The 24504-nt window shown below is 38.5% G+C and carries 25 protein-coding genes; 13 read left to right on the forward strand and 12 right to left on the reverse strand.

Annotated features, from left to right (window positions below):
• Positions 1 to 189 precede the first annotated feature (189 nt).
• Positions 190 to 291: a beta/alpha barrel domain-containing protein gene (locus B4U84_RS14690; protein WP_242677695.1), complete on the forward strand. Its 102-nt coding sequence runs from the start codon at positions 190 to 192 to the stop codon at positions 289 to 291.
• A gap of 16 nt (positions 292 to 307) precedes the next feature.
• Here B4U84_RS14690 and B4U84_RS14695 read toward each other — a convergent pair whose 3' ends face one another.
• Together B4U84_RS14695 and B4U84_RS14700 are read right to left on the reverse strand one after the other, a co-directional pair.
• Complete coding sequence (locus tag B4U84_RS14695) at positions 308 to 547, reverse strand: hypothetical protein (RefSeq protein WP_077166363.1); 240 nt, start codon at positions 545 to 547, stop codon at positions 308 to 310.
• Positions 548 to 884: 337 nt separating this feature from the next.
• Positions 885 to 1475 carry a DUF1802 family protein gene (locus B4U84_RS14700; protein WP_131119086.1) on the reverse strand — a complete coding sequence of 197 codons (591 nt, stop codon included), beginning with the start codon at positions 1473 to 1475 and terminating at the stop codon, positions 885 to 887.
• A 533-nt stretch (positions 1476 to 2008) separates the two neighbouring features.
• Here B4U84_RS14700 and B4U84_RS14705 point away from each other — a divergent pair.
• The 7 genes from B4U84_RS14705 (at position 2009) to B4U84_RS14735 (ending at position 8687) form a co-directional block, all read left to right on the forward strand.
• Positions 2009 to 2557, forward strand: coding sequence for a L,D-transpeptidase (locus B4U84_RS14705; RefSeq protein ID WP_131119088.1), 549 nt, complete (start codon positions 2009 to 2011; stop codon positions 2555 to 2557).
• 456 nt (positions 2558 to 3013) lie between these two features.
• Positions 3014 to 3382, forward strand: coding sequence for a hypothetical protein (locus tag B4U84_RS14710; RefSeq protein ID WP_131119090.1), 369 nt, complete (start codon positions 3014 to 3016; stop codon positions 3380 to 3382).
• 1 nt (position 3383) lies between these two features.
• Entirely contained in the window at positions 3384 to 3662 is a 279-nt protein-coding gene (locus B4U84_RS14715) for a hypothetical protein (protein WP_242677643.1), read from the forward strand.
• An 869-nt stretch (positions 3663 to 4531) separates the two neighbouring features.
• Entirely contained in the window at positions 4532 to 5938 is a 1407-nt protein-coding gene (gene leuC, locus B4U84_RS14720) for a 3-isopropylmalate dehydratase large subunit (RefSeq protein ID WP_131119092.1), read from the forward strand.
• Between the two features lie 170 nt (positions 5939 to 6108).
• Positions 6109 to 6717, forward strand: a complete 609-nt coding sequence (gene leuD, locus B4U84_RS14725) for a 3-isopropylmalate dehydratase small subunit (RefSeq protein WP_131119094.1) — start codon at positions 6109 to 6111, stop codon at positions 6715 to 6717.
• A gap of 282 nt (positions 6718 to 6999) precedes the next feature.
• Entirely contained in the window at positions 7000 to 7674 is a 675-nt protein-coding gene (rnc, locus tag B4U84_RS14730; protein ID WP_017309864.1) for a ribonuclease III, read from the forward strand.
• Between the two features lie 365 nt (positions 7675 to 8039).
• Positions 8040 to 8687, forward strand: a complete 648-nt coding sequence (locus B4U84_RS14735) for a sugar transferase (RefSeq protein WP_242677696.1) — start codon at positions 8040 to 8042, stop codon at positions 8685 to 8687.
• A 19-nt stretch (positions 8688 to 8706) separates the two neighbouring features.
• Here B4U84_RS14735 and B4U84_RS14740 read toward each other — a convergent pair whose 3' ends face one another.
• Positions 8707 to 9546, reverse strand: a complete 840-nt coding sequence (locus B4U84_RS14740; RefSeq protein WP_131119098.1) for a carbohydrate ABC transporter permease — start codon at positions 9544 to 9546, stop codon at positions 8707 to 8709.
• A 159-nt stretch (positions 9547 to 9705) separates the two neighbouring features.
• On the opposite strand from B4U84_RS14740, the gene yidD reads away from it, so the two are divergent.
• Together yidD and B4U84_RS14750 are read left to right on the forward strand one after the other, a co-directional pair.
• Complete coding sequence (gene yidD, locus B4U84_RS14745) at positions 9706 to 9996, forward strand: membrane protein insertion efficiency factor YidD (RefSeq protein WP_131119099.1); 291 nt, start codon at positions 9706 to 9708, stop codon at positions 9994 to 9996.
• A 305-nt stretch (positions 9997 to 10301) separates the two neighbouring features.
• Positions 10302 to 10970 carry a 2OG-Fe dioxygenase family protein gene (locus tag B4U84_RS14750; RefSeq protein ID WP_131119102.1) on the forward strand — a complete coding sequence of 223 codons (669 nt, stop codon included), beginning with the start codon at positions 10302 to 10304 and terminating at the stop codon, positions 10968 to 10970.
• A 36-nt stretch (positions 10971 to 11006) separates the two neighbouring features.
• Here B4U84_RS14750 and B4U84_RS14755 read toward each other — a convergent pair whose 3' ends face one another.
• The 7 genes from B4U84_RS14755 to trpB all read right to left on the reverse strand — a co-directional run bounded on the left by B4U84_RS14755 (position 11007) and on the right by trpB (position 20205).
• Positions 11007 to 12158, reverse strand: coding sequence for a DUF711 family protein (locus B4U84_RS14755; RefSeq protein ID WP_131119104.1), 1152 nt, complete (start codon positions 12156 to 12158; stop codon positions 11007 to 11009).
• Positions 12159 to 12543: 385 nt separating this feature from the next.
• Entirely contained in the window at positions 12544 to 13500 is a 957-nt protein-coding gene (locus B4U84_RS14760) for a lysophospholipid acyltransferase family protein (RefSeq protein ID WP_131119106.1), read from the reverse strand.
• 203 nt (positions 13501 to 13703) lie between these two features.
• Positions 13704 to 14492: an ABC transporter permease gene (locus B4U84_RS14765; RefSeq protein ID WP_131119108.1), complete on the reverse strand. Its 789-nt coding sequence runs from the start codon at positions 14490 to 14492 to the stop codon at positions 13704 to 13706.
• Positions 14493 to 14600: 108 nt separating this feature from the next.
• Complete coding sequence (locus B4U84_RS14770) at positions 14601 to 15587, reverse strand: ABC transporter ATP-binding protein (RefSeq protein ID WP_017309872.1); 987 nt, start codon at positions 15585 to 15587, stop codon at positions 14601 to 14603.
• Between the two features lie 210 nt (positions 15588 to 15797).
• The gene (locus tag B4U84_RS14775) at positions 15798 to 17441 is read right to left on the reverse strand and encodes an ABC1 kinase family protein (RefSeq protein ID WP_131119110.1); all 1644 of its coding nucleotides are present in this window, start codon (positions 17439 to 17441) and stop codon (positions 15798 to 15800) included.
• A 66-nt stretch (positions 17442 to 17507) separates the two neighbouring features.
• Complete coding sequence (locus tag B4U84_RS14780; protein WP_131119112.1) at positions 17508 to 18836, reverse strand: YcjF family protein; 1329 nt, start codon at positions 18834 to 18836, stop codon at positions 17508 to 17510.
• A 133-nt stretch (positions 18837 to 18969) separates the two neighbouring features.
• The gene (trpB, locus tag B4U84_RS14785; protein ID WP_131119114.1) at positions 18970 to 20205 is read right to left on the reverse strand and encodes a tryptophan synthase subunit beta; all 1236 of its coding nucleotides are present in this window, start codon (positions 20203 to 20205) and stop codon (positions 18970 to 18972) included.
• A gap of 300 nt (positions 20206 to 20505) precedes the next feature.
• On the opposite strand from trpB, the gene B4U84_RS14790 reads away from it, so the two are divergent.
• Complete coding sequence (locus tag B4U84_RS14790; RefSeq protein ID WP_017309876.1) at positions 20506 to 20853, forward strand: translation initiation factor; 348 nt, start codon at positions 20506 to 20508, stop codon at positions 20851 to 20853.
• A 60-nt stretch (positions 20854 to 20913) separates the two neighbouring features.
• Positions 20914 to 21735 carry an SDR family oxidoreductase gene (locus tag B4U84_RS14795; RefSeq protein ID WP_131119116.1) on the forward strand — a complete coding sequence of 274 codons (822 nt, stop codon included), beginning with the start codon at positions 20914 to 20916 and terminating at the stop codon, positions 21733 to 21735.
• Between the two features lie 205 nt (positions 21736 to 21940).
• Here the strand turns inward: B4U84_RS14795 and B4U84_RS14800 are convergent, their stop codons facing one another.
• Together B4U84_RS14800 and B4U84_RS14805 are read right to left on the reverse strand one after the other, a co-directional pair.
• Positions 21941 to 22564 carry a (2Fe-2S) ferredoxin domain-containing protein gene (locus B4U84_RS14800; protein WP_131119118.1) on the reverse strand — a complete coding sequence of 208 codons (624 nt, stop codon included), beginning with the start codon at positions 22562 to 22564 and terminating at the stop codon, positions 21941 to 21943.
• Positions 22565 to 22635: 71 nt separating this feature from the next.
• Positions 22636 to 22872: an Asr1405/Asl0597 family protein gene (locus B4U84_RS14805; protein ID WP_026081822.1), complete on the reverse strand. Its 237-nt coding sequence runs from the start codon at positions 22870 to 22872 to the stop codon at positions 22636 to 22638.
• Positions 22873 to 23454: 582 nt separating this feature from the next.
• Here B4U84_RS14805 and dpsA point away from each other — a divergent pair.
• Entirely contained in the window at positions 23455 to 24009 is a 555-nt protein-coding gene (gene dpsA / locus B4U84_RS14810; RefSeq protein ID WP_017309880.1) for a DNA starvation/stress protection protein DpsA, read from the forward strand.
• Positions 24010 to 24504: the final 495 nt, after the last annotated feature.

Raw genomic sequence — 24504 nt, forward strand, 5'->3', positions numbered from 1 at the left:
TTTCTGGGTTCGCCGAAATGATTTTTGTGTGCGCTGAAATGATTTTTGTGTGCGCTGAAATGATTTTTGTATGCGCTGAAATAGTTTATAGTCCCCTAGTATTTATCCAGGGGAGGGTCAATCTGTGCAAGATAGTAGAAAACTTAAATGGTTCCCGTGATTTATGAAGGCGGTATGTTTTATCCTGAGATGGCATGTCAGCCTATTGATTTAGGAGCATACACTGTAGTCGTTGGCACTGCAATCACGGGGATTGATTCTTTAGTCAAAACGTATACGAAAGAATTATAAATCTATAAACTACAAATTAAAGCTCTACGGGAGCCTTGGATACAGAAAACTCGTTGGCTAATGCAGTAGGAACTAAAGTCCAACCTGCTTTTAAAAGTTTCTGATAAGTTGCCCAACCTCTAGAACCGCCAGGGATTTTATAATCTGGTACTGCATACTGAGGGAAAGCTGTGTAAGGACGCCATGGTTGATGAGGTGCAGTTTGCAAATGCAAAATTTTAGTCTCATTCTCACCAGAAGTAGATAACCAGCACATTCTTTGCTGCATAGTAAACTCCTTTGTATTTTTATATTTAGATGCATAATGGCAGACTTTTGTCAAGCTTAACATCACCCCATTGGGGTACTTTTTTGGTTAGTTTTCCAGATGCATATATTCATATAATTCTTTCTTCAGTCTGAGCCAAAATTACGCACCTTAATAAATATCAGACAGCAATAAACAACACTTGTGTTCCACTAATATTAAGTGCTGTCAAACAAAAGTGGTGTATCGACAAATACGATTTTTTGTTTCTCAAATCTTTTTAAGTGTAATCACTTATCCAAATTGACATCAGCTACGTGTCTATGGTTTAGCATACATAGCTTATTCAAATGCAAGGAACATAAAACTTGTCACCAACAATATCACGAATTTCCGCTACTAACTGATAGTAAGTAGAATCTAACAATGCTGGTTTTGCATCTTGTATATGAATTGTTTCATCCAAATCAATCCATGACTTACAACCACCATACTCAGGTAGATAGGGGATTTCGCGAACTTGGGGTAGATTGTATGTCCGCAGCAGCAGAATATATAATGGCTGACGTGCTTTCCACTTGAGGCGATCGCTAATAAAATGCTCGTTCCAAATATGAAAGGGAAGCAAAGCATTGACGATTGATTCATCACAAACTGGAAAAATATCCGTAATTTTTGCCCAACTACCGATGCGTATTGTCTCTGGATGCCAACCAGGTGTCACGGGACAAACAAGGTTAGCATACTCAGGCTTCAATAGAAAAGGTTGTTGATGTTCGTAAGTTGGGTAAAGCAAAATCTCGTCATGGACTACTTGAAAGCGTCCATTACGTTCGTGAATACCACCTTTGCGAAGCAGCATGATTGTTTTTCCTGCTTCTAAAGCATTGACGGTAATTGCCCATTCTTTGAGTGCGTGAAAAGTTGTAGTCACCATAAGCATCTACTTTAACTCCGATTTTATTTGATGCCAAGATCAGTACACTATGTCACTATCTGTGTAAATGAATTTTAGAAATATCTATAAATATCTATAGAAAACAACAGAAGACATAGCTGCGACTTGCATATTTTATCCTCCCTATACTCAGCAACTTCACTTTGAATCGGAGGATACAAGTTTTGATTTTTTTATATATGCAACATTAAATCTGTTTTTTTGATTACAGCATAATGTAATCTAACACTAACCTTGAGGCAGACGAACAACTAATCAATAGAGATAAATATTAATAATAAAGTTCCATATCTAGTAAATTCTTTTGGCTGACATACTGACTTACATATAAGGGACTTCCAAATAAGAAATATTGGCGTTGCAAGGGATAAGGAATACAAGGGAAATAAATTGTATTAGATGCAGGAGTTAAAGAATCTGTTTTTTGGATTTCCCTAAATAAATGTTGTGATTATTTGTGAAAACTTCTGCAAAATTCTTCGCAACTAATATTTTTTAGCTGGAATACAAAAATGAGCGTAAACAACAATAAAAGTTTGTGTTCAAAGCTTGCTACTGTTGTTGTGATTGCTAGTACCAGTGTTGTGCTAAATATTTTCACAGAACTTCCATCTATTAGCACACCATACTCTCAAATTGAAGCAAAATCTTCAGCAAGTTCTATCGATCAACCTATTAACTTAAAAATTGTTATTAGCCGACGTCAAGTAATCCTCTATCGGGGAAAAACTCAAATCAAATCTTATCCGATTGCAGTCGGTCGTCCAGGTTGGGAAACTCCAACTGGTAATTTCCAAATACTTAATATGACAAAAGATCCAGCTTGGATGCATCCTTTTACAGGCGAATCTATCCCAGGAGGAAGTCCTAAAAATCCTCTTGGTCGCTACTGGATTGGATTTTGGACAAATGGTACAAATTGGATTGGTTTTCATGGTACTCCTGATCCTGAATCAGTTGGTAAAGCAGCTTCCCATGGTTGTATTCGTATGTATAACAAGGATGTTCAAGAATTATTTGCTCAGGTAAATATAGGAACACCAGTAACTGTATTACCATAGATTTGGTAGTCTTCTTCCCAACAATATATCAACCCAAAGAGCTACTCAAATGTGCAATGTGAAAGCGGCATTTTCTATCAAAACTTAAAGAAATCAAAGCAATATTTCTGATTTTCCAAAATTTCAATTCCAGAACACCGACTTAATTAATAAGTCGGTTATTTTGTTGTTTGCAAATGATTTACAAAGCTAAATTGGCAATGTGTTTGTATTTATTGTCACAGTTAAAGTTTACTAAAATATTTAATTTAAAAAATTCTAAATTCACCTAAAGACAGACGAGCAAGTAAATTAATAGCGTTAATTATTAGTAATAAATTTGTCAAATTACCAATCAATTTAGACACTTGTGATTATGATATTTAATTCGGATCATAAGTTCTCAATACTTGGTTAAAATCTAGCAAATTACTCAGTATTTGATTAGTTGTTCAGGTTGAATTTCAGGAGATAAAAATGCGCGGAAACAACAAAAAATGGTTCACAATGTTTATTAGTTTTGTAGGAGTTACTAGTACTAGCGTCTTACTAAATCTTCCAACATTAGCAATGCCCAATTTCAGTGATAGTAGCATAGAAATTAGTGAAGCTTCTCCATCAAATAGCAGGTTATACTCGCAAAATAACGGTACTACCACAACACCTGGAACTACAAATGAAGGTACTACCACAACACCCGGAACTACAAATGATGGTACTACCACAACACCTGGAACTATAAATGATGGTACTACCACAACACCCGGAACTAGAAATGAAGGTACTAATGCAACACCCGGAACTGGAGGTAGACAAAATAATGGTAATATCAGAGCATTATGGTAAATTGCAAGACAATTTYAGTGATAGTAGCATAGAAATTAGTGAAGCTTCTCCATCAAATAGCAGGTTATACTCGCAAAATAACGGTACTACCACAACACCTGGAACTACAAATGAAGGTACTACCACAACACCTGGAACTACAAATGATGGTACTACCACAACACCTGGAACTATAAATGATGGTACTACCACAACACCTGGAACTACGAATGAAGGTACTACCACAACACCCGGAACTGGAGGTAGACAAAATAATGGTAATATCAGAGCATTATGGTAAATTGCAAGACAATTTTCTAACTTCACCAGACTGACAACTTTGTTGATATTGCTACATTTTGTTGCATCATTTTAAATTCTCAACAACAAAGTTTGTGAAAAATTGTAGATGCGATCGCTGTAAATTACCTGAATTTTCCATTTGTCAAAATTTTTCTCCAGAATATAAGCTCCTGATAACTATTAGTGAGATTTTAGTAGTTATCAGGAGTATTTACTATATCTGGGAATCTGGTTTTATCTATAAATAGGACTTACGCACACTCTATGAATCCTTGGCGTTCTTGGCTCCTTGGCGGTTAAATAAATTAAGCTTTTTGGCGACTTTTGCGTAAGTCCTAATAAACTTAACCTGATTTTGATAGACTTCATGACCAACGACATCTCACCCTCAAATAAATTTGGGGCTTATAGCTAAAACCCACTTAAAGTGGGTTAAAAGACAATACCTGAGTCTTACACCGAGCTTCGCAAAATTCAAATACAACTTATATATATTTTTTACGTATTAGTTATAGGACTAAAATATATTGGACATTATTAACTCACTTATTTATTGTAGTGATTAAGGCAACAGGCGTAATCAAACTGTAACCTTTCAAATACCGAAAGGTAATGAAAAGTTCTCGCCATAAGGATTAACTGACATCTTGTACCAGTTGCAATCAGCCGTCAAATAAATTTTCGGCTCAAAGCTTAAACCCATTAAAATGGCTTAAAACTTTAACTAGTCGGTTTAAAACCGACTTTAGCTTTAAGCCCAAATTTTAATTTAGGGTTAGGTGCAAGATATAAGTTGAGCTTATCGGTGAGTGATTGACTATTTTTGATACCATCTAAAAAATGCGACGGCTTAAAACAGGTTCAAGTATGAGCAAAGGTACACTTTTTGACAAAGTTTGGGACTTACATACTGTTGGTACACTTCCTTCAGGACAGACACAACTATTGATCGGACTACACCTGATTCATGAAGTTACTAGTCCCCAAGCCTTTGCTATGTTGAGGGAGCGGGGTTTAAAGGTATTGTTTCCAGAGCGGACGATCGCTACAGTAGATCATATTGTGCCAACAACAAATCAGGCACGTCCTTTTGCTGATACACTAGCAGAAGAAATGATGCAGGCGCTAGAGCAGAACTGTCAAGAGAATGGCATTACGTTCCATAATATCGGTTCTGGTAATCAGGGTATTGTGCATGTAATTGCACCAGAACAAGGACTTACCCAGCCAGGAATGACGATCGCCTGTGGAGATAGCCACACTTCAACTCATGGTGCATTTGGTGCGATCGCTTTTGGTATTGGTACTAGCCAAGTCCGCGATGTTCTCGCCTCCCAAACCCTGGCTTTATCTAAACTCAAAGTCCGCAAAATCGAAGTTAACGGTACTCTCAAACCAGGTGTTTACGCCAAAGATGTCATCCTCCATATCATTCGTACTCTTGGTGTCAAAGGTGGTGTGGGATACGCCTATGAATACGCAGGTACTACCTTTGAGCAAATGAACATGGAAGAACGGATGACCGTTTGTAACATGTCCATTGAAGGTGGGGCGCGTTGCGGTTACATAAATCCAGATCAAGTCACTTACGCATACCTTAAGGGTAAAGACTTTGCTCCCAAAGACGCAGACTGGGAGAAAGCAGTTGCTTGGTGGGAATCAATCAAGAGTGATGCTGATGCTGAGTATGATGACGTTGTAGTATTTGAAGCCGCCGAAATTTCTCCCACTGTGACTTGGGGAATTACACCCGGTCAAGGTATCGGCGTTAACCAGTTTGTACCCTCCGCCGAACAATTAGCAGAAGAAGACCGCCAAATTGCCCAAGAAGCTTACATATACATGGATCTAGCTCCTGGTCAACCCATTCAAGGCACAAAAGTCGATGTCTGCTTTATTGGTAGCTGTACCAACGGTAGAATTAGCGATTTGCGAGAAGCAGCCAAAGTTGCTCAAGGACGTCAAGTTGCTGAAGGGGTCAAAGCTTTTGTTGTCCCTGGTTCCGAGCGGGTGAAACAACAAGCTGAAGCAGAAGGACTAGATAAAATCTTTCAAGCAGCAGGTTTTGAATGGCGCGAACCGGGATGTTCGATGTGTTTAGCTATGAACCCGGACAAACTCCAAGGACAGCAACTCAGCGCTTCTTCTTCTAACCGTAATTTCAAAGGTCGCCAGGGTTCTGCTTCTGGTCGTACTTTGTTGATGAGTCCAGCAATGGTAGCAGCTGCGGCGGTGAAAGGTGAAGTTTTCGATGTGCGCGAGTTGTTGAATTAGTTCTTAGTGTCTTGGTGTCTTGGTGGTTAATAAAACATCTGTTTGAACCACATAGACGCGCCAGCGGCTACTTGCAGAAGTCGCTACGCGCCTACCCGCAGGGTAGACACAAAGACACAAAGTTTGATTTTTCCTCTACTCCTCAATCCAAAAATTCTTCAAAATTTCTTATGGTAAGTGAAGTAAAAGCAATTTCCGGACGTGGTATTTCTTTGGTAGGTGATGACATTGATACTGACCGCATCATTCCTGCTCGTTTTTTGCGCTGTGTTACCTTTGATGGTTTGGGCGAACATGTATTTGCTGATGACCGTGCTGCACTCAAAGGAGAACATGCTTTTGACCAACCGCAGTATCAAGGCGCAAAGGTTTTAGTCGTTAATCGTAATTTTGGTTGTGGTTCTTCACGGGAACATGCACCCCAAGCGATCGCAAAATGGGGTATTCAAGCATTAGTTGGTGAAAGCTTTGCCGAAATCTTTTTTGGTAACTGTGTAGCGATGGGCATTCCCTGCGTTACTGCTGATTCTACCACCGTCAAACAACTGCAAGAAATCATTGTTGCTAATCCCCAAGCACCTGTGACAGTAAATTTAGAAACTATGCAGGTGCAATGTGGTGATTTTTCTGCCCCTATCTCAATTGGAGAAGGTGCGAAAAATATGTTTGTTTCGGGTACTTGGGATGCTTGCGGTCAATTAGTCGCCCACGCAGATCAAATTCGGGCGACGGCGGCGAAATTACCGTATTTGAGTTGGAGTCAAGTAGCTGTTAGTTAAGTAATTAAGTTCGATAAATATGATCAGACTAAACTATTGAATCGCCCGTAAGCCCGCAAGTAAACTGCGCGGCTCATAGCCGAAGTCTACTTTTAGTAGACTGAACAAATAACTCCTTCAACCCACTTTAAGTGGGTTTTGGTTATGAGCCAGCTATTTATTTGAGGGCGGGATTTCGTTGCTCATGAAATCTATCGCACTCAGTTTATGAATAGTCACTGAAGCACTTAATACAATAAACTTTCCCAACAATCAATTTTGGCAACAAGACGACACATAAAAATGCACAAACTACTGATATTTAATAATGATAAACTCCTACGTCGAGCGTTAACCCATCGTTCCTATGTTCATGAAAACCCAACAGAAGGCGAACACAACGAACGCCTAGAATTTTTGGGTGATGCTTTACTTAATTTTCTTAGTGGTCAGTATCTCTATTGTCGTTATCCTGACAAAGGAGAAGATGAATTAACTAGACGGCGTTCGGCGTTGGTAGATGAGAAGCAACTAGCCAAGTTCGCTATTGAGGTAGGTTTAGACTTACGAATGCGATTGGGTAGAGGTGCTATTCTTGATGGTGGTTTTCAAAATCCGAATTTGCTTAGTAGTACCTTTGAAGCTGTGGTTGGTGCTTATTATTTAGATAATAATTCTGACATAGAAGCGATTCGGGCTGTTGTAGAACCACTGTTTGATGGTGTACCAGAAAATATAGTTGATAATCGGGCGAATGTAGACTCAAAAAATCGCTTTCAAGAGTGGGTGCAAAAGAATGTTACCCTCACTCCACCTAAATATGTAACAGAACAGGTGGGAGGTTATATTCACGCACCTGAATTTGTTGCTAAGGTGTTTGTGGATGAAAAAATTTATGGAATAGGTAGCGGACGCAGTAAAAAAGATGCTGAGAAAGCTGCTGCTGAAGATGCACTGGCGAAGGTAAAAAAAGATTAAGTTAAATTCAGGACTTACGCACAGGGAACGGAAAAATGAACCGCAGAGGACGCAGAGTACACGGAGAAATAAGAGTTTGAGAGGTTTTTTGCTTTGCGTAAGTTCTAAAATTCTCTGACTCTTTGTCCCTTCACTATTACCAATTTGTCAGGGTGTATTTGTGAATTGCTTTCCTTCTAGCAGTACTTTAAGTTTTCCATACTCAATTACAAAGATTGTATAAATTTTTGATTTTTAGCTTCTCGGTGTAAACAGTTGTTGTTTATATTTACCTTATAAACTTCTGACTAAGTAAAAACCGAAACCAAGCTGTGTTTGATTTTAGTTCTAATGAAGAATGTCCTAAGACTGATAATTCGTTCTTTCTGAGATATTCAAACTCAACTCAATGTCTCTCACAACCATTACACTCTTCTGTTAAAAGTATTACTAAAAGAATCATTGATATACTAGGAGCGATTGTTGGTCTTGCAATTACAGCGATATTAACTATTCCCATTGCAATTGCCACCTTTTTTGACGATCCTGGTCCCCTATTTTATAGTCAAATTCGTTGTGGTTTGAACGGGCGTACCTTTCGGATGTGGAAGTTCCGCTCTATGATTGTTGGTGCAGATAAACTCAAGCACTTAGTCAAAAACGAAGCCACAGGTTACATTTTTAAATCCACTGAAGATCCACGTATCACTCGTGTAGGTAAATTTTTACGTAAAACTAGTTTAGATGAATTTCCTCAATTTTGGAATGTTTTGCGAGGGGAAATGAGTTTAGTCGGTACTCGTCCACCCACTCCTGATGAAGTCATACATTACCAAATACATCACTGGCAAAGATTACGAGTTAAACCAGGTGTAACAGGAGAATGGCAAGCAAATGGCCGTTCGAGCATCACCGATTTTGAGAAAATAGTTAGCATGGACATAGACTACCAACGCAAATGGTCAGTAATCTACGACTTAAGTCTGATTGTCAAGACGATATGGGTAGTTGTCAAAAAACATGGAGCCTATTAAAATTTTTATTCTGATTTTTTTACCCTTTCACACCGCTACCTGTTTCTGTGGGTACAATATAGCGTTGTAAAAACAAAAACAATAGCATGACTGGAACAATAGAAATTACTGAGCCAGCAGCTACTAACCGCCAATCAAGAGAAAAAGTACCCGCTAGTTTCGCTACACCTAAAGGTAGTGTATACAAGCTTTCGTCTTGAATCACAATCAAAGGCCACAAAAAATCACTCCAAGAACCGATAAAAACGAAAATTGCCAGAGTAACCAATGCAGGACGAACTGCTGGTAACATCACGTACCACCATATACCTAATTCGGAACAGCCATCCATACGTGCTGCTTCTTCCATCTCTTTGGGGACACTCATAAAAGCTTGTCGCAATAGAAAAATCCCAAAAGCAGAAGCTAGGCTAGGAAAAATCATTCCTAAGTAGGTATTTCTTAAGCCCAACTGGACTGTCAAAATATACAGGGGTATCATCACAATTTGAAACGGAATCATAATTGTGGAAATAACTGCGATAAAAATCCAGTCTCTTCCCGCGAATGAAAGTCTCGCTAAGGGATAAGCAGCTAAAGCGCAAAATAGTAAATTTAATCCGACAGTCAGTAGAGCAACGAAAGTACTATTGAATAGATATTGTCCAAAAGGATTAGATTGCCAAACGTTAACAAAGTTTTCTAAAGTTGGTTGGCTTGGTAGTAACTGCGGTGGTGACTGAAAGATATTTTCACTTTGAGATTTGAGTGCTGTACTTAACAGCCAAAATAAAGGAAAAAGCGTTGCTAGTGCGATCGCACTCAATATAGTATATGTGACGATGTTTTTGAAGGGTGAATTGCGGCTGGAAAAACTCATAATCTTGATTGGGAATGGAATTCAGCAATATTTGATTTTAGTCAAATTTTATTCATACCAGCCGATTTGAACTAGTATGCAAATTAAACCTGTTGATAGAGTAATAGAGACTGACGTTGGATAGAAGATTGAGTGGTTGTTTAGATCACTATTTTTCTGATGTCAGTCAGTACTATTGAAGCTTTTGCAGGCCAAGTTGCGATCGCATCACTCAATACTTATCAAAAGCGCTTTTCTCCTCACAAAGGTTTTTCCTGTCCCCATCGATTACTTTATGGGGGTGATTCTTGCTCGGACTACATCAAGCACCAATTAATTAACCAGAATTTGCTCACAGCTATACAAATGGCTCCTCAAAGATTCAAAGCGTGTAAAATCGCTGCTCAAACTCTGCAAAATCAACGCGCAGCAAGTGGATGTATTGTAATTCCTTGTTGTATACCGATTTAAGCCTGGAAGCGATCGCTTTGAGTGCGATCGCTTCCAGACTATGTCCAATGTGTAGCTACTTGATATCTAAAAACATAATATTTATTATCGTTTCACTTCATATCAGCAGTACTGACAAAATTCTTAATTCTCTTTGCTCACTACATCAATAGGTTTCAGTTTTATATATCATAAAATGACATTTTCTGTAGTCTACTTAACGACATTTTTATAAAAAATAGCATACACTAGGAAATATAAGCCTTCCTCAAGATATAAAACACGGAAGGATACAAAGAAAAGCAATATACCAGGAGAAAAACCGTATGCAAAGAGTCCTGGGATCAACAGAATTGGAATACGCCTTTTTATTTACCCTACGAAAGGTAAACTCCATAATTACAGAAGGTTTCCAACCATTTTTTAATAACTTACCTGTTGACCCTTATATTAAAGGTAACTATCGTACTAGAAGGTTATCACGTTTTATAGTTTCTGAAGATAAGTTAATCAAATTACCTCATGGTTATCTGTTTCAAAGCAAAGATTATAACCCCTTATTAGGTGATATTAAAAGAGAGTTTGCAGAATTAGATGATGCACTCATAGAACTAGATATATTTAAAAACCTAGTTTTCGCATTTACTGATTCTTGTAAACTGCATCCAGAAGCAGAAATCGGAGTGCATCAAATCAGAACTAGTTGTTCACCAGAGAATTTTGGTAATCCTGCACCTGAAGGTATTCATAGAGATGGGACTGATTTTATCGGTATCTTTTCTGTTGATAGAAACAATATTCAAGGTGGAGAAACCCATTTATATACTGCTAAGAAAGAAAAGCCCGTTTTCAATAAAATTCTCTATCCGGGAGAATTACTACTGATAAACGATCATCAATTCTTTCACTTTACTACTCCTATTAAACCCATAGGAGAGGGTGTAGGAACGAGAGATGTTTTTGTACTAACTTCGCCAAGTTTGCTTTCTGACTAGTTGTTTATTGTTTCTCTGACTAACTAAATAACAAATCTAATCAACAGCAAATATTTTGCAATCAACAAGATATGGGGAATTGAAAGCAGTCATTTCCCCAGCTTCTTTTCCTGGAATTGGAAACAATCGTGCTGATAAAGGCTTATCTAGCTTGATGGCTAAAGTTGCTATATCCATTAATATTGCTGCAATCTTTTCTACAGAAATATTACCAGGTATGGGTACTGTATCAAGTCCACAACCACAAACTGCTGAGTACAATAGTAAATTAGTAATATCATAAGTTTTTTCGTTTGCTCTGGCAGCCAAACCTACATCTTCGCAAACAGGAAGCATCAAACCAGAATAACCACAAATTTTGACTGGAACACTTTTTAAAACACGAGTCAACATTCCAGAAACTGTTAGCGTTCCTTGATAGCCAAATTTGCTATTCATCAGTTTTTCATAAGCAAAAGCAATACTGTCTTGTCGCTCTAAAGGTGGTGCTAATGATGTATCAATACCGTTATAATTAATACCAAATTTTGCAGAGATTTTTTCACATATATCTGCTATTTTATTTAATTCCTCTGCTAAAAGTAATTGCAGATTATTTTCTGCTAATTGAATGTTAGTGTTTGCTGTAGCAAAAGCTTTCATTACTAAATTACTGCACTCTACACCAAGAGCAAAAGATGTATCACCTTCATGGTAGGCAACCGGGAAAAATGGTATGGTTGAGTTACAATTTGCCCAAGCACAAAATCGAAAGTTACCATAACCATTTTCAGTTTCTTGAGAAATACGTTTAATTGCTTTTGCTGATTCTAAAGTACTTTCATAGTTAATACCAGTTTTTTTGTCGCCAATTTTAGAGGAAGAAAAAATTAAAGATGTGCTTTTATTTATTTCTGGAATGATAGCAATCTTTTCCGGGCGACTGGCATATCCAATATTAAAAAAATTGATGTTAAGTTCATCACAAAAATTTTCTATATTTTGAATAATAGTGATGATTTCTGTAGCAGAGAAATCTTGTAGATACTCTTCCCATGAATTTGTAGCTATTCTCGTTGTTTGCACTTCATAACCAAATTGTTCAAACAAAAGTTTTGCTTGCTGATTAAACTCCGCAGCTTGCTTGATTTTATCTTTTTCCTTGGGAGAAGCTAAGGAAATTCCTGTTGTAATAGTTCTAATTTTCATATTTAAATTGAAGTTATAAATTTCAGTATTTTTATATAATTATATCTAGAATAAATATAGTTGAGATAAACAGGACTTACGCAAAAATCGCCAAAAAGCTTTACTTATTAAACCGCCATAGACGCGCAAGCGACTACTTTCAGAAGCCACTACCTACGGAAGCCGCAGAAGCGTCTACGTGTCTACCGGAACGGTAGAAGCCAAGAAGCCAAGAATTGGTAGAGTGTGCGTAAGTCCTAATAAAATTGGAGTGCGATCGCACTTAGTTCAACTTTATCCAAAATTAAAAACTGTACTTTTCTTTGTGTCTTTGTGTCTCCGTGGTTAAAAATCGACTTTTGAAACACCAAGACATGAAGGTGAAAGAGTAATTTCGCGTCTCTACTCACCAAAACATATGATTAAGAAAGTGATTTAAGAACTTCGGTTCTTTCGGTTCTTGATAATCTTTCGGTAATAAATCCGTTAGTGCGACTTCTAATTTATCTACAACTGCTTGTATTTCTTGTGCTTTGGGACGACTAGATTGAGGAGAAATAATCGGTTCGCCAAATCGAACAGTTAATTGTTTGCAGAGGTACAGATTTTGTGTCCCAACTAAAGCTATGGGTAAAATTGGTACTCCAGAACGCAAAGCATAAATAGCAACACCGCGTTTGAGAGGAACAAATAACTGACCTTCAGCCTTGCCCAATCTTCCTTCTGGAAATAGAATTATACTTTCCCCACAAGCAAAAATGCCTTGAACAATACGATCTAAGCGTCGCATAAATTCTATAGATTTACCTGTGGGGACATTTTTTTCTATAGCATCTGCTAATTCAACTAAATCTTCATGTCCAGTTTTCGCAGCTTGTATTACTGCTAATTCTTCTTTCCAGATCCGTTCTATAGGTATGACTCCCTTAGCTAAATGTAGAAATTTTCGTTTCCACCACTGGTTGTAAAGGGTACGAGCATCACCAAAAATATAGGTGTAGGGATGTGCGGGTAATTCTGATAGTAATAAAAACGGATCAATATGATTTAGATGATTAGCAGCAATTAAGACTGGTTGAGTAGGAATCCGTTCTGAAAACTCAACTTTCACTCGAAATAAACTATGGATGAGAGTCCGTATTACCTTTCGCCGCATTTCACCGCTAACTTTGTGTTCTGAAGCACCTTCCGCAATTGCTTCCGCCGACTGTAGCGCTTGGTGGATAATTTCATTAGTATAGCGATCGCGTGCATAAGCAACACCTTGTTCTGCACGTTGAATCATTGCTTCTGTTAGCGGTGTCAAAACTGCTTCTTGTGCATCATTTGAATTTGGCTGTGGAATTAATGGACTGTTGGACATGAATTTTTGGTAGACGGTTAGCTAATTGTCATCTTCAATAAAAAAGCTCTCTTGCCTTTAGCACACAAGAGAGCAGCGGTGTGGTATGAGGAGCAAATCTAATGTTTGCTACCAGAAATTCTACCAAAATTTCTATGAATAATTAATGACATGGGTATGAAAATTCTGTGTAGATACGTAGCAGCTTGTTACGAGACATTAATTCATGCTCCCATTCCCGAATACCGCTTCAATCCTTGTCGCCATAACCAACGATTCAAACCCAGAAAAAACAAAATCCAACCCAAAATTGATATCAATCCCTGTGTCAAATTTACAGGTATTCCTACCAAAATACTTGCTGGGAAATTAATTAAATAGGGAAAAGGAGTAAAGAGTACTACCGTCCTGACTGATTCTGGGAAAACTTCAAGAGGGGCAATCATACCAGATAAAAATAAAAAGAACAAAAACCAGAAATCTTCCAAAGCGCTTGCTCTTTCTGTCCAAAAGGAAAATATAGCAAAAGTGTACTGAATCACGAAGCGTAAAATAAAAGCTAATATCACCACTAAACTAAACAATAAAAAAGTTCCGAAACTCGGTATCCAAAAAGCTTGAGGGTAGAGTATAAAAAACAATCCTACTAACAGAATTGCGAATGGTATACGAGCAAATCTTTCACTAATATGGGCAGCAACATGATGCCATACTGGATCAATTGGTTGTAGCAATCGGTTAGAAAGTTTACCTTCTACTACTTCCTTTTCCACTTCCCAAATTACCCATACAACTGTGAACTGTCTCACCAGAAAAACAGCCAGAAAGTAACGAGCAAAATCCACGGGTGTTAAACCGAATTGTCCACCTTGAGCAGCTTGTATCCAAACTCCCATTAGGATAATTGGTAAAGAGCCAGCTAAAACCCATAAAATTAGTTCTGCGCGATACTCCATCATGTAGGAGTAGTACACAGACAGAAAAGTTAATATTGTTTTGATAAGTCTTTGCATAATTTGTCATTAGAGACGCGAGGAACATCGCGTCTGTACAATAGTATTAATGGTGTTTGTACAATAGTCATTAGTTATTAAGCACCAACAATGTAAAAACAACAATTTTTAGCTAGTAACTACCCCTGCTTGAAATACTCTTCCAATGACTTCTTCCACTGGTGGTTCATTTACGGTTAAATCAATCACATCTAACTCTGCTAGGATTCGTGAAACGGTGCGTGTTAAGTCTTCTTGTTGCACCATAAAACAGACCATTCGTCCATCTAATTTTTGGACATCACCATAGAACATGAGTCTTTGTTTTGACAGAGGTTGTGTTAATTCCACATGTACTTCTCGATAAGGTGCAAACTTTTCTAATAGTCCATCGAGACTACCGTCATACATCAACTTACCTTGGTGAATTAATAATACTCGTTGACACAGAGCGGTAATATCTGCCATGTAATGACTTGTCAAGAGTACTGTCGCTTGATAACGCTGATTATACTCTCGTAAAAAGTCGCGCACCCCCATCTGAGCATTAACGTCTAGTCCCAAAGTTGGTTCATCTAAAAATAGCACCGAAGGACGATGTAAAAGTGCTGCTAAAATTTCTGCTTTCATACGCTCACCTAAAGACAGTTTGCGTACTGGTTGGTTAAGTTTTCCTTCTAGAGACAGCATTTCGGTGAGTTCGCCGACTCGCTTTTTAAATTCGCGATCGCTTATATTGTAAACAGCAGCGTTAATTTTCAATGAATCCACTGCTGGCAAGTCCCAAATTAATTGTTGCTTTTGTCCCATTACTAAGGTTATTTTTTGCAAAAATGGTTCTTGGCGACGAAAGGGAACATAACCAGCGACTTTAACTATACCGCTAGAAGGATGAATCAATCCTGTGAGCATTTTGAGTGTGGTGGTTTTTCCAGCACCATTTGGTCCTAAAAACCCAACTACTTCCCCAGGTGCTATTTCAAAGGAAACATCTTGAACTGCTTTGATTTGGCGATAGGTGCGGCGAAAAAAGTGGGTAATTGTTCCCGCAATACCTGGTTCTTTCACAGCGACAGGATAAACTTTGCTCAGATTTTGAGCTTCAATGATTGGCATAAGGTAGATGGTAGTTAGTGGTTAATAGTTGTTAGTTGGTGGTTAACGGTTGTTTAGGGAGCATCGTAATTTTTTCAATATACCGCTAAGGGTTCAAACCCTTAGCTAATAGCACAAGTCGTCTTCATACGACCTCATATAATCAAGCTATGAAACTGCGATTCCAATCGCAGGCAGGTTTTTTGAACTTCCAAACGACAACCAACAAAATTATCTTAAACGTCCTGATCGCAAAATACTAATTACCAGCCACAAACCCAAGAAGGTTGCTGTAGCAAATAACACGTTACTTAGAAGAGAAAATTGTGGTGTTCTGGCGTTACTTGAAATAATTGCTGCTCCCATAATCAGTGAACCTACTAGGATACTAAAAGAAAGCCGATTGGCAGCATCATCGGTGGTACGACGCAAGCTATCTAGGCCACGTACATTTAAATTCCACTGCAATGTTTCTGATGTGACTCGATCTAGCAATAATTCGATTTGTCGGGGAGATTGTAAAGAGAGGCTTTTCAAGTCTAGCGCTGTTCTCAGGAGCGATCGCACTGGTGATTCTCCGAACAACTGACGACGGAATAAATCTGTAATTAATGGTTGAATTTCATCTATAAAATTCAGATCTGGATTAAATGATCGTGCTACTCCCTCTAAGTTAGCTAGGGTTTTGGCATATAAACCCATATTACTAGGTAAACGAATTTTATTATTACGAGCGACTTGTAACAGTTCATAAATGATCTGACTGAAATTCATTTGCGCCAAGTTCAAGTTATAGTACTTCCGCAACATCCGGTCATAATCATTTTCGAGACGAGACAAAATGACAGGTTGATTTGAATCCGCTAATTGCAAAGTTAACTGGGCGCACCGTTGAGCATCTAAATCAACTATTGCTAATAACATTTCTGTTAAAATTTGCTGTGTCCGCGGATCGAGTCGCCCCATCATCCCGCAGTCAATTAAAGCAATTCGCCCATCTTTAAGATAAAAAATATTGCCTGGATGAGGATCGGCGTGAAAAAATCCATCTATATATAATTGTTGGAAAAAAGCACGAAATAACAAGGTAGTAATTTCTTGTCTTTCTACAATCGGGCTTTTACCGTTTTGGCTACTTAAATTTGCCGACAACAACGGTACACCATCCAACCATTCCATTACTAGTAATTTTTGTGTAGTCAAATCCCAGTAAATTTGTGCGACTTTGATCTGATTTGGATCAAACCAGCGACTCGCAGATAAATTGCGCCGCAAATCGTCAGTATAACTAGCTTCTACTGTGAAATCTAACTCTGCTTCCAAAGCTTTGACAAACTCTTCGGCGATCGATTTGATTTCGTAGCTTTGACCAAATTCAGTGCGTGCTACTAAATCAGCAATACCTTGAATCAAAGCAATATCTCCGGCAACAGTAACATCAATTCCTGGACGTTGCACTTTCAAAGCAACTTCTCGACCATCTTTGAGGGTAGCTCGATGGGTTTGAGCAATGGAACCGGCTGCTACTGGTACAGGATTAATTGTTGTAAAGGTTTCTTCTAAAGGTTGTTTGAGTTGTTGACGAATCAGAACTTCTATTTCTGACCAAGAAACTGGTGGGACTTCATCTTGTAGTGTTGATAGTTCTTCGATATAAGAACCACTTAGCAAGTCTGGACGGGTAGAAAGTAGTTGACCCAATTTGACGTACACAGGCCCCAAATCAACCAAGATATTTTTTAAAACTGCTGGTGTGGGTAACTGAGGCTCATCAGCTTTACCACCTGTGAGCAATCTTCGCATATAGTCCCAGCCATTACGGAAAAGAACTTCAACGATTTCTCGTTGACGGGGAACTGTTTGAGTAAGAAACATAATTTTAATAAATCGCTAATAAGTAGAAGGAAAAGAATTGTTAAATGTTTTAGGGTATTTAGAATTTCACTTCATACCTCGAAAACGTGCTTTTGCTTGCTCAAATGCGTCTTGCATCACAGATTGAATTTTTTGAGGATCGGGTTTTTTACCTCCCATTAAATCACCGAAGTATACACAAGCACCTTCACCCAATGCCCAGGTATAGGCAGCAGACCAAGAAGCAGCAATAACACTACCAAATCCAGGTATAAATTTAACTAGCTCCCGTGCAACTGTTCTTGCAAAAAAGCCACCTGCGATCGCACTCACGACACCACCAGCTTGAGAACGTGTAAGTGTTTGTCCATATAATTTACCTAATAACCCGACCATTGATACTTGCAATGCAATTAACACAGGCATTGTAGCTAAAGGTAGAGGTGTGGCGGCGATTGTGGCGGCGATCACAGCAAAAGCCAAAATATAACGACGTCCCACATCTCGGTAGAGATTACCAATCTTCTCACCAGTTTCCTGATCTAATAACTGGTGAATTGCTCTGGCTTCGGCTTCTGGTAGTAAATCTGCTAGAGTATCTCTCAATACTTCTAACCCGTAAAACACTGGTGTGTAACCATCTTCTTCTAGGGTAAAGTCGATGAGTACAGAGCGATCGTACAGTCCAGTAAAAGTTTCCTCAATCGCAGCAAAAGCGCGGTTAAGTTCTTCGTATACTGGTGGATACTCTGGATGATCCGCAACATCAGGAGGATAAACCTCATGTAAACAAGTAACTGCTAATACACAGGGAACATCTGGATATTTTTGACGTAACTCCTGAGCAATTTGTCGTAGTGTATCAGTGGCGAAGTCGTTAATTTTGACAGTGAGAATCATGACTTTGGCGCCACGACTATCTTTTTGCAAATCACCAATTAGTTCTTGAATGACTACATCAGTATCTTGATTAACATCACCTAGCCCAACAGTATCAGTAAAAATCAGTAAAGGTAGATCATTAGAAGGATAAGCGTAGCGCTTGGTGTTTTGAGTATGGGGACGAAATCCTTGACCAACAATTTCAGCAGAAACACCTGTTAATCCCCTGACAATAGAACTTTTACCAGCTTGAGGCTTACCAATCAATAAGGCTTCTGTGGTTGGTAGTTCTGCTCGTACTTGCTCTAAAATCTCTGCAACTTGAGCTTCACTAACACTAAACCACTTCACAAACGACTGTGATATTTTTTCTACGGGTAGAACTTGGATTAATCGTTCTGTTGTCTTATTCCAAACACTTGCGATCGGATTTGGATTGGAATTATCTACCGACTCTTTATTGAGATCATTAGTCGGTTCATTTGAGTTTTGAATATTTGCTGACGGGAAATCAGACTCACGTTGCTCAGTCATTGTCCTACAAGCATTAGTAATGCTTCTTGAACTGTAACATTACAATCTTGAGTACAACCAGAGTCTCAAGATAGACCCATGAAGACAGTGATCAGTTATTAGGTTTGGTTGTTGACTGACCACTGATCACTGTTTACTGATTGAGGAATTTAGCTACTGTCTGCACATCTTTATCACCACGTCCAGAACAGTTAATCACAATCCGGGGACTACCGCTCAGTTGGGGACACAGGGTTTCGAGGTAGGCGATCGCATGGGAGGTTTCGAGTGCAGGTATAATTCCCTCTAAGCGCGAAAGTTTTTGGAATGCGGCTAAAGCTTCAGCATCAGTCACACTATAATATTCAGCACGTCCAACATCTTTTAAATAACTATGTTCTGGTCCCACACCTGGATAGTCTAAACCAGCACTAATTGAATGAGCTTCTATCACCTGTCCATCGTTGTCTTGTAGCAGGTAACTCATGGCTCCATGCAATACACCAACTCGTCCTTTTGTCAACGTGGCTGCATGTTTTTCTGTATTCACACCTTCGCCAGCAGCTTCCACCCCAATTAACCTGACAGATGACTCATTCACAAACTCGTGAAAAAGTCCCATTGCATTAGAACCACCACCGACACAAGCCATGAGAATATCAGGTAAGCCGCCCCATTTTTCCATTGCTTGAGCGCGGGTTTCTTGTCCAATTACCGCATGAAAATCCCGTACCATCATTGGATAAGGATGAGGGCCAGCCACCGAACCCAAGATATAGTGAGTCGTTTCGACATTTGTCACCCAATCCCGAATTGCTTCCGAAGTAGCATCCTTAAGTGTACCTGTTCCCGCCGCTACTGGTCGGACTTCTGCTCCCATCAGCTTCATTCTAAATACATTCAAAGCTTGACGTTCCATATCGTGAACGCCCATATAAATCACACATTCTAAACCAAATCGAGCGCAGACTGTTGCTGTTGCTACACCGTGTTGACCAGCACCAGTTTCGGCAATAATCCGCTTTTTGCCCATGCGCTTCGCCAACAATACCTGACCGATCGCATTATTTATTTTATGAGCGCCTGTATGATTTAAATCTTCGCGTTTTAAGTAAATTTGCGCCCCTGTGCCATCTGGACGAGCATAATGGGCGGTAAGGCGTTCGGCAAAATATAAAGGAGTAGCACGTCCGACGTAATCACGGAGTAATTGTTGTAACTCAGCAACAAAAGCAGCTTGATTGCGATATTGCTCGTATGCTACTTCTAATTCTGCCAGTGCTGGCATTAATGTTTCTGGAACATATTTACCACCAAAGCGACCAAAGCGTCCTTGGGGGTCAGGGTGTTGATTAGTTTGGAAATTGGGGAAAATGGGAGTAGTAGTCATGGGATTTTGGATTTGAAGGTTTGTAGCCTGCGAGGAATTATCGGTTAAGTACTGAAGTTTAAACTACAAGACGAACTTAATTATAAAAAAGTCTGAACCGGATTAGGATAAAAACAGACTACTACTTCGCCACGCAAATTTTGACTCTTTGCGAGGGGTTAGATCCCCGACTTTTTAAAAAAGTCGGGGATCTGGCCAAGTTGCCAAAATCAATGTGGTGAACTACTACTCAAGACTACTAAACAGTTGTCAGTCTTTGATAACTGATAACTGATAACTGTTCACTAATTATTAAAGTTTATGGCTTCCCCCAAGGATAAATCATCAAGCGATCGCTTTGTTTACCGTGAATTTGGTGACAACTACTCGCCAGCATTAGAAAGACCAACTCAAGAACTACCACCCGAAAAACAAAATGTACGGGTACAAGCAACTCGCGCTGGACGCAAAGGAAAAACTGTCACTGTCATTAGCGGTTTTCAAACAAAACCAGAAACTTTGCAAGCATTACTCAAACAGTTGAAAACTCAGTGCGGTACAGGTGGAACAGTTAAAGATAACGAAATCGAAATTCAAGGGGAACACAAGCAGAAAATCCTGGAAATCTTGCTCAAGCTGGGATACAAAGCCAAAATCAGCGGTGGTTGATATTTAATAGAGACGCGATTCATCGTGTCTGTTATCAATTTTAATCCTTGGTGATAGTTTATGACTTCTGCTGGAGTATCTACTGAAGAAAGAGTACTTGTTACTGGCGCTACTGGCGGAGTTGGACAGCTGGTGGTAAGTAAGCTGTTAGAAAAAGGTTTTAAAATTCGTATTCTGACACGCAATACTGCTAAAGCCCAAAAAATGTTTGAGGATAAGGTAGAAATTGCTGTTGGTGATCTACGCGAAGAGGCTACACTTCCAGCAGCAACGGAGGGTGTTAACTACATCATATGTTGCACTGGAACTAGTGCTTTCCCTTCTGCGAAATGGGATTTTGAGGAAACACCTAACTTAATTGCATCGATAAAGCTGTTTTTGAATCCTTCAGATGCTAAAGCTAAAGCAAAAAATAGTCCTGAAAAAGTTGATTTTCAGGGTGTCAGTGATTTAGTACAAGCAGCACCCTCTGGGTTGAAGCGGTTTGTTTATGTATCTTCCTGCGGAGTTTTACGCAAAGACAAGTTTCCCTATAGTATTCTTAATGCCTTTGGTGTATTAGATGCCAAACAAAAAGGCGAGGAAGCGATCGCTAATTCTGGCTTGCCTTACACTATTATCCGCCCAGGTCGCCTGATTGACGGCCCCTATACTTCATACGACCTCAACACTTTGTTGCAAGCCAAAACAGGAGGTAAGCTTGGTGTAATACTGGGAACGGGTGACAAACTTACTGGTCAAACTAGTCGCATTGATGTTGCAGCAGCGTGCGTGGAATGTCTCACAAATCCTGATTGTGAAAGAAAAGCTTTTGAAATAGTTAATAGTGGATCGCGACCTTCTGTAATTGATTGGGAGGCGCTTTTCAAGGAAGCTGGATAAATCCTAATACTTCTCGGATAAGACAAATCAATTGACATTTAAATCATGTAGAGACGCGATATATCGCGTCTACAATCCCAAAAATATGACGAAAAATCTTATCCCTTGCAGTATGGGGATAAGCCCTAATTTTTGCAAAAAACTGGCAAAAATTAGGACTCAGTATCAAATGTAAAATAAAATATTTCTATTAAAAAATTTTTCTTTAAATATTATTACTACTGGCGATCGCCAATGTAGTTTCACTAAAGTGCTTGTCTATAAGTGCGGGTACTTGTGTGGCTTTGATACGACTATAGCGGGTTTTATCGGGCATGACTAAGTTAGGCCCTGCTTTACAATTTTTCATACAGCCAGTTCCCTTGATCGTTACCTGGTCTTCTAAACCGCGATCGCTCATAGCTGTTTGTATAGCTTGACATACTTCTGTACCGCCACGTTTCATACAATCAGATTTTTGACATACCAAGATAGTTGATTTTGCTACTTTTGACTTGGTGTAATTAGCAGAAGATACGGTGAAGTTCTGTGTGTCTTCTTTTGTTGGTGTCACCGTGTCTATTCTGGCTGCTAAAATTCGTTCAGCTTTGAGTTTGATTTCACCTGTTTTGCGATCGTATTTTTTTTCACCCACAACTTGTAACCAAGTACCGCGCGGTAAACGCCAGTCAAATGCTACTCGTAAATGTTTAGCTAGTTTTACATAACATTCGCCTTCAGGCGTAGCTAGCAGTAGTCCTTTGAGTTTATAGCCATCTTTAATCACAAAATCGAGGAATCTAGCCTCCATACAAAATGCTGTTGTTTCAGTATTGTGGGGATTACTCATGGTACTTACCTAATTTTTGACTAATACAACCAATCAAGCGAGATATTACTTGAGAGAGCTTGGCGACCAAGCTACCAACACGCTTCTAAAGCCCAAATCAATACTTGCCGAGACGCGGTAAATTGCCGTATGACACTCCAAACTTGAATAGCTGTGTAAGCATTTTCAATTTGAATTGTCAAGGGTTGGTTAGTCTCGCACCAACAGGGAATATCTAGTTCCTGTAAGCGTTGATAGACTTGCCAACGATCTGACCAATTCACTTCTACAACGTGTTTTGCTTCTATTTCTGAACTAAAAGACTTCAACATTGCCGCCCTCAAAGTGCTATAACCTCGCAGTAAACACTGCGTTTTGACTCCCTTGACATAGGTATTTTTGGAGTTGAACTCCTTAAATAAGCATAACCTAAGTGCAAACTTTTCTCATTAGTTTTTGCAAAAGTTTTTCAATCAAGCCTATAAGCTCAAGTAAGTTCGAGCTAAAAATAACAAAACTGAGTAATATCTGTAAAAAGAATTAATTTAGCTAAATTAAGCCTGTATATCACAAATAAAAGCTATTTTTGATTAAAAATGTCAATAAAAAACAAAATATGTCTTTTCTCTGCTTCTTCTTAATGCAAATCTTTACTTTTTTTGCAAACTCTTTTTACTGCTAACAAATAAAACATACCCCTGCTGATGACATTGAACTGTCTAACTTTGTTCGCAAGTGAAAATCAAGTTATTTGATGATATGAATTTTCAATAATAAATAAAAACCAAAATTTTATGTACTTAAAAATGAAAATTTAATCATATTGATCTACCTGGTTTTCATTTTTAAAATGCTAATATGTAAAAACCTAAGCGGTTAGAAAGCATAACTGCTCAAAAGCGAGGAGAACAATGTCTGAAACGCAAACTTTATTACAAAATTTTGGTCAAGTTTACGACAATCCTGTCTTGCTGGATCGCAGTGTCACCACTCCAGTTTGTGAAGGATTTAACGTTGTCCTAGCTAGTTTTCAAGCTCTAGCTTTACAATACCAAAAGCATCATTTCGTAGTCGAAGGTGCAGAATACTATTCTTTGCACGAGTTTTTTAACGATAGCTATAAAGAAATCCAAGAACATATCCATGATATTGGTGAACGCTTAAATGGACTGGGAGGAGTACCAGTTGCTACTTTTGCCAAATTGGCAGAATTAACTTGCTTTGAACAAGAAATAGATGGCGTATTTTCTAGCCGTGATATGGTAGAAAATGACCTCAAAGCAGAGCAGGCTATTATTAGAGTCCTCCGTGGTCAAGCTTCTCAAGCAGAGAGTTTAGGCGATCGCGCTACACGTTATCTCTACGAAAAAATCCTTTTGGAAACTGAGGAAAGAGCTTACCATTTAGCTCATTTCCTTGCCAAAGATAGTTTAACTTTAGGCTTCGTTCAACGTGTTCAAAACTAACACTCCAATAAGTTTCAAACATTTTTGTTAAAATGTAAAGAATTTCCAAGTGTTGGTTGTAAAAAAAAATATAAAAAAGCAGAGATTAAAATTTTTAGTCTCTGCTTTTTTATTATGGTATATAAACATACACAATATAATTATTGCAAATAATTCTTATATCTTAATATAGCAATTAATGTAGAATTTCAAAGCCAACTCCCCGATTTCTACAATAAGTCAGGGAGCTTGTTGTTCACGAATGATTTAGAAATGAAATGCTATCCTAAGCATTTCTGTTTCAAAAACCCTCATCTTTTTAAACTTACTTTATGTATAGTTAAAATTACATTGTCCTTGTATTGAGAAAAATAACTAACAAGAGTTACATTCAGCAAAACAATTGCAAAATATTGCATCATTACTACATGTAATTAAAGTATCGAAAAATCGTAAAAATCAGTTTAAAAATCTAAAAAATAAATTGACAATATAATTGAACTGTGTTTTTTTTGT

Source organism: Westiellopsis prolifica IICB1, assembly GCF_004323185.1.
GTDB lineage: Bacteria > Cyanobacteriota > Cyanobacteriia > Cyanobacteriales > Nostocaceae > Pelatocladus > Pelatocladus prolificus_A.

Excerpts from the sequence above, each read along its gene's own strand:
- B4U84_RS14690 (WP_242677695.1), top strand. The coding sequence starts at position 190 with ATGGCATGTCAGCCTATTGATTTAGGAGCATACACTGTAGTCGTTGGC.
- B4U84_RS14695 (WP_077166363.1), bottom strand. The coding sequence starts at position 547 with ATGTGCTGGTTATCTACTTCTGGTGAGAATGAGACTAAAATTTTGCAT.
- B4U84_RS14700 (WP_131119086.1), bottom strand. The coding sequence starts at position 1,475 with ATGGTGACTACAACTTTTCACGCACTCAAAGAATGGGCAATTACCGTC.
- B4U84_RS14705 (WP_131119088.1), top strand. The coding sequence starts at position 2,009 with ATGAGCGTAAACAACAATAAAAGTTTGTGTTCAAAGCTTGCTACTGTT.
- B4U84_RS14710 (WP_131119090.1), top strand. The coding sequence starts at position 3,014 with ATGCGCGGAAACAACAAAAAATGGTTCACAATGTTTATTAGTTTTGTA.
- leuC (WP_131119092.1), top strand. The coding sequence starts at position 4,532 with ATGAGCAAAGGTACACTTTTTGACAAAGTTTGGGACTTACATACTGTT.
- leuD (WP_131119094.1), top strand. The coding sequence starts at position 6,109 with ATGGTAAGTGAAGTAAAAGCAATTTCCGGACGTGGTATTTCTTTGGTA.
- rnc (WP_017309864.1), top strand. The coding sequence starts at position 7,000 with ATGCACAAACTACTGATATTTAATAATGATAAACTCCTACGTCGAGCG.
- B4U84_RS14740 (WP_131119098.1), bottom strand. The coding sequence starts at position 9,546 with ATGAGTTTTTCCAGCCGCAATTCACCCTTCAAAAACATCGTCACATAT.
- yidD (WP_131119099.1), top strand. The coding sequence starts at position 9,706 with ATGTCAGTCAGTACTATTGAAGCTTTTGCAGGCCAAGTTGCGATCGCA.
- B4U84_RS14750 (WP_131119102.1), top strand. The coding sequence starts at position 10,302 with ATGCAAAGAGTCCTGGGATCAACAGAATTGGAATACGCCTTTTTATTT.
- B4U84_RS14755 (WP_131119104.1), bottom strand. The coding sequence starts at position 12,158 with ATGAAAATTAGAACTATTACAACAGGAATTTCCTTAGCTTCTCCCAAG.
- B4U84_RS14760 (WP_131119106.1), bottom strand. The coding sequence starts at position 13,500 with ATGTCCAACAGTCCATTAATTCCACAGCCAAATTCAAATGATGCACAA.
- B4U84_RS14765 (WP_131119108.1), bottom strand. The coding sequence starts at position 14,492 with ATGCAAAGACTTATCAAAACAATATTAACTTTTCTGTCTGTGTACTAC.
- B4U84_RS14770 (WP_017309872.1), bottom strand. The coding sequence starts at position 15,587 with ATGCCAATCATTGAAGCTCAAAATCTGAGCAAAGTTTATCCTGTCGCT.
- B4U84_RS14775 (WP_131119110.1), bottom strand. The coding sequence starts at position 17,441 with ATGTTTCTTACTCAAACAGTTCCCCGTCAACGAGAAATCGTTGAAGTT.
- B4U84_RS14780 (WP_131119112.1), bottom strand. The coding sequence starts at position 18,836 with ATGACTGAGCAACGTGAGTCTGATTTCCCGTCAGCAAATATTCAAAAC.
- trpB (WP_131119114.1), bottom strand. The coding sequence starts at position 20,205 with ATGACTACTACTCCCATTTTCCCCAATTTCCAAACTAATCAACACCCT.
- B4U84_RS14790 (WP_017309876.1), top strand. The coding sequence starts at position 20,506 with ATGGCTTCCCCCAAGGATAAATCATCAAGCGATCGCTTTGTTTACCGT.
- B4U84_RS14795 (WP_131119116.1), top strand. The coding sequence starts at position 20,914 with ATGACTTCTGCTGGAGTATCTACTGAAGAAAGAGTACTTGTTACTGGC.
- B4U84_RS14800 (WP_131119118.1), bottom strand. The coding sequence starts at position 22,564 with ATGAGTAATCCCCACAATACTGAAACAACAGCATTTTGTATGGAGGCT.
- dpsA (WP_017309880.1), top strand. The coding sequence starts at position 23,455 with ATGTCTGAAACGCAAACTTTATTACAAAATTTTGGTCAAGTTTACGAC.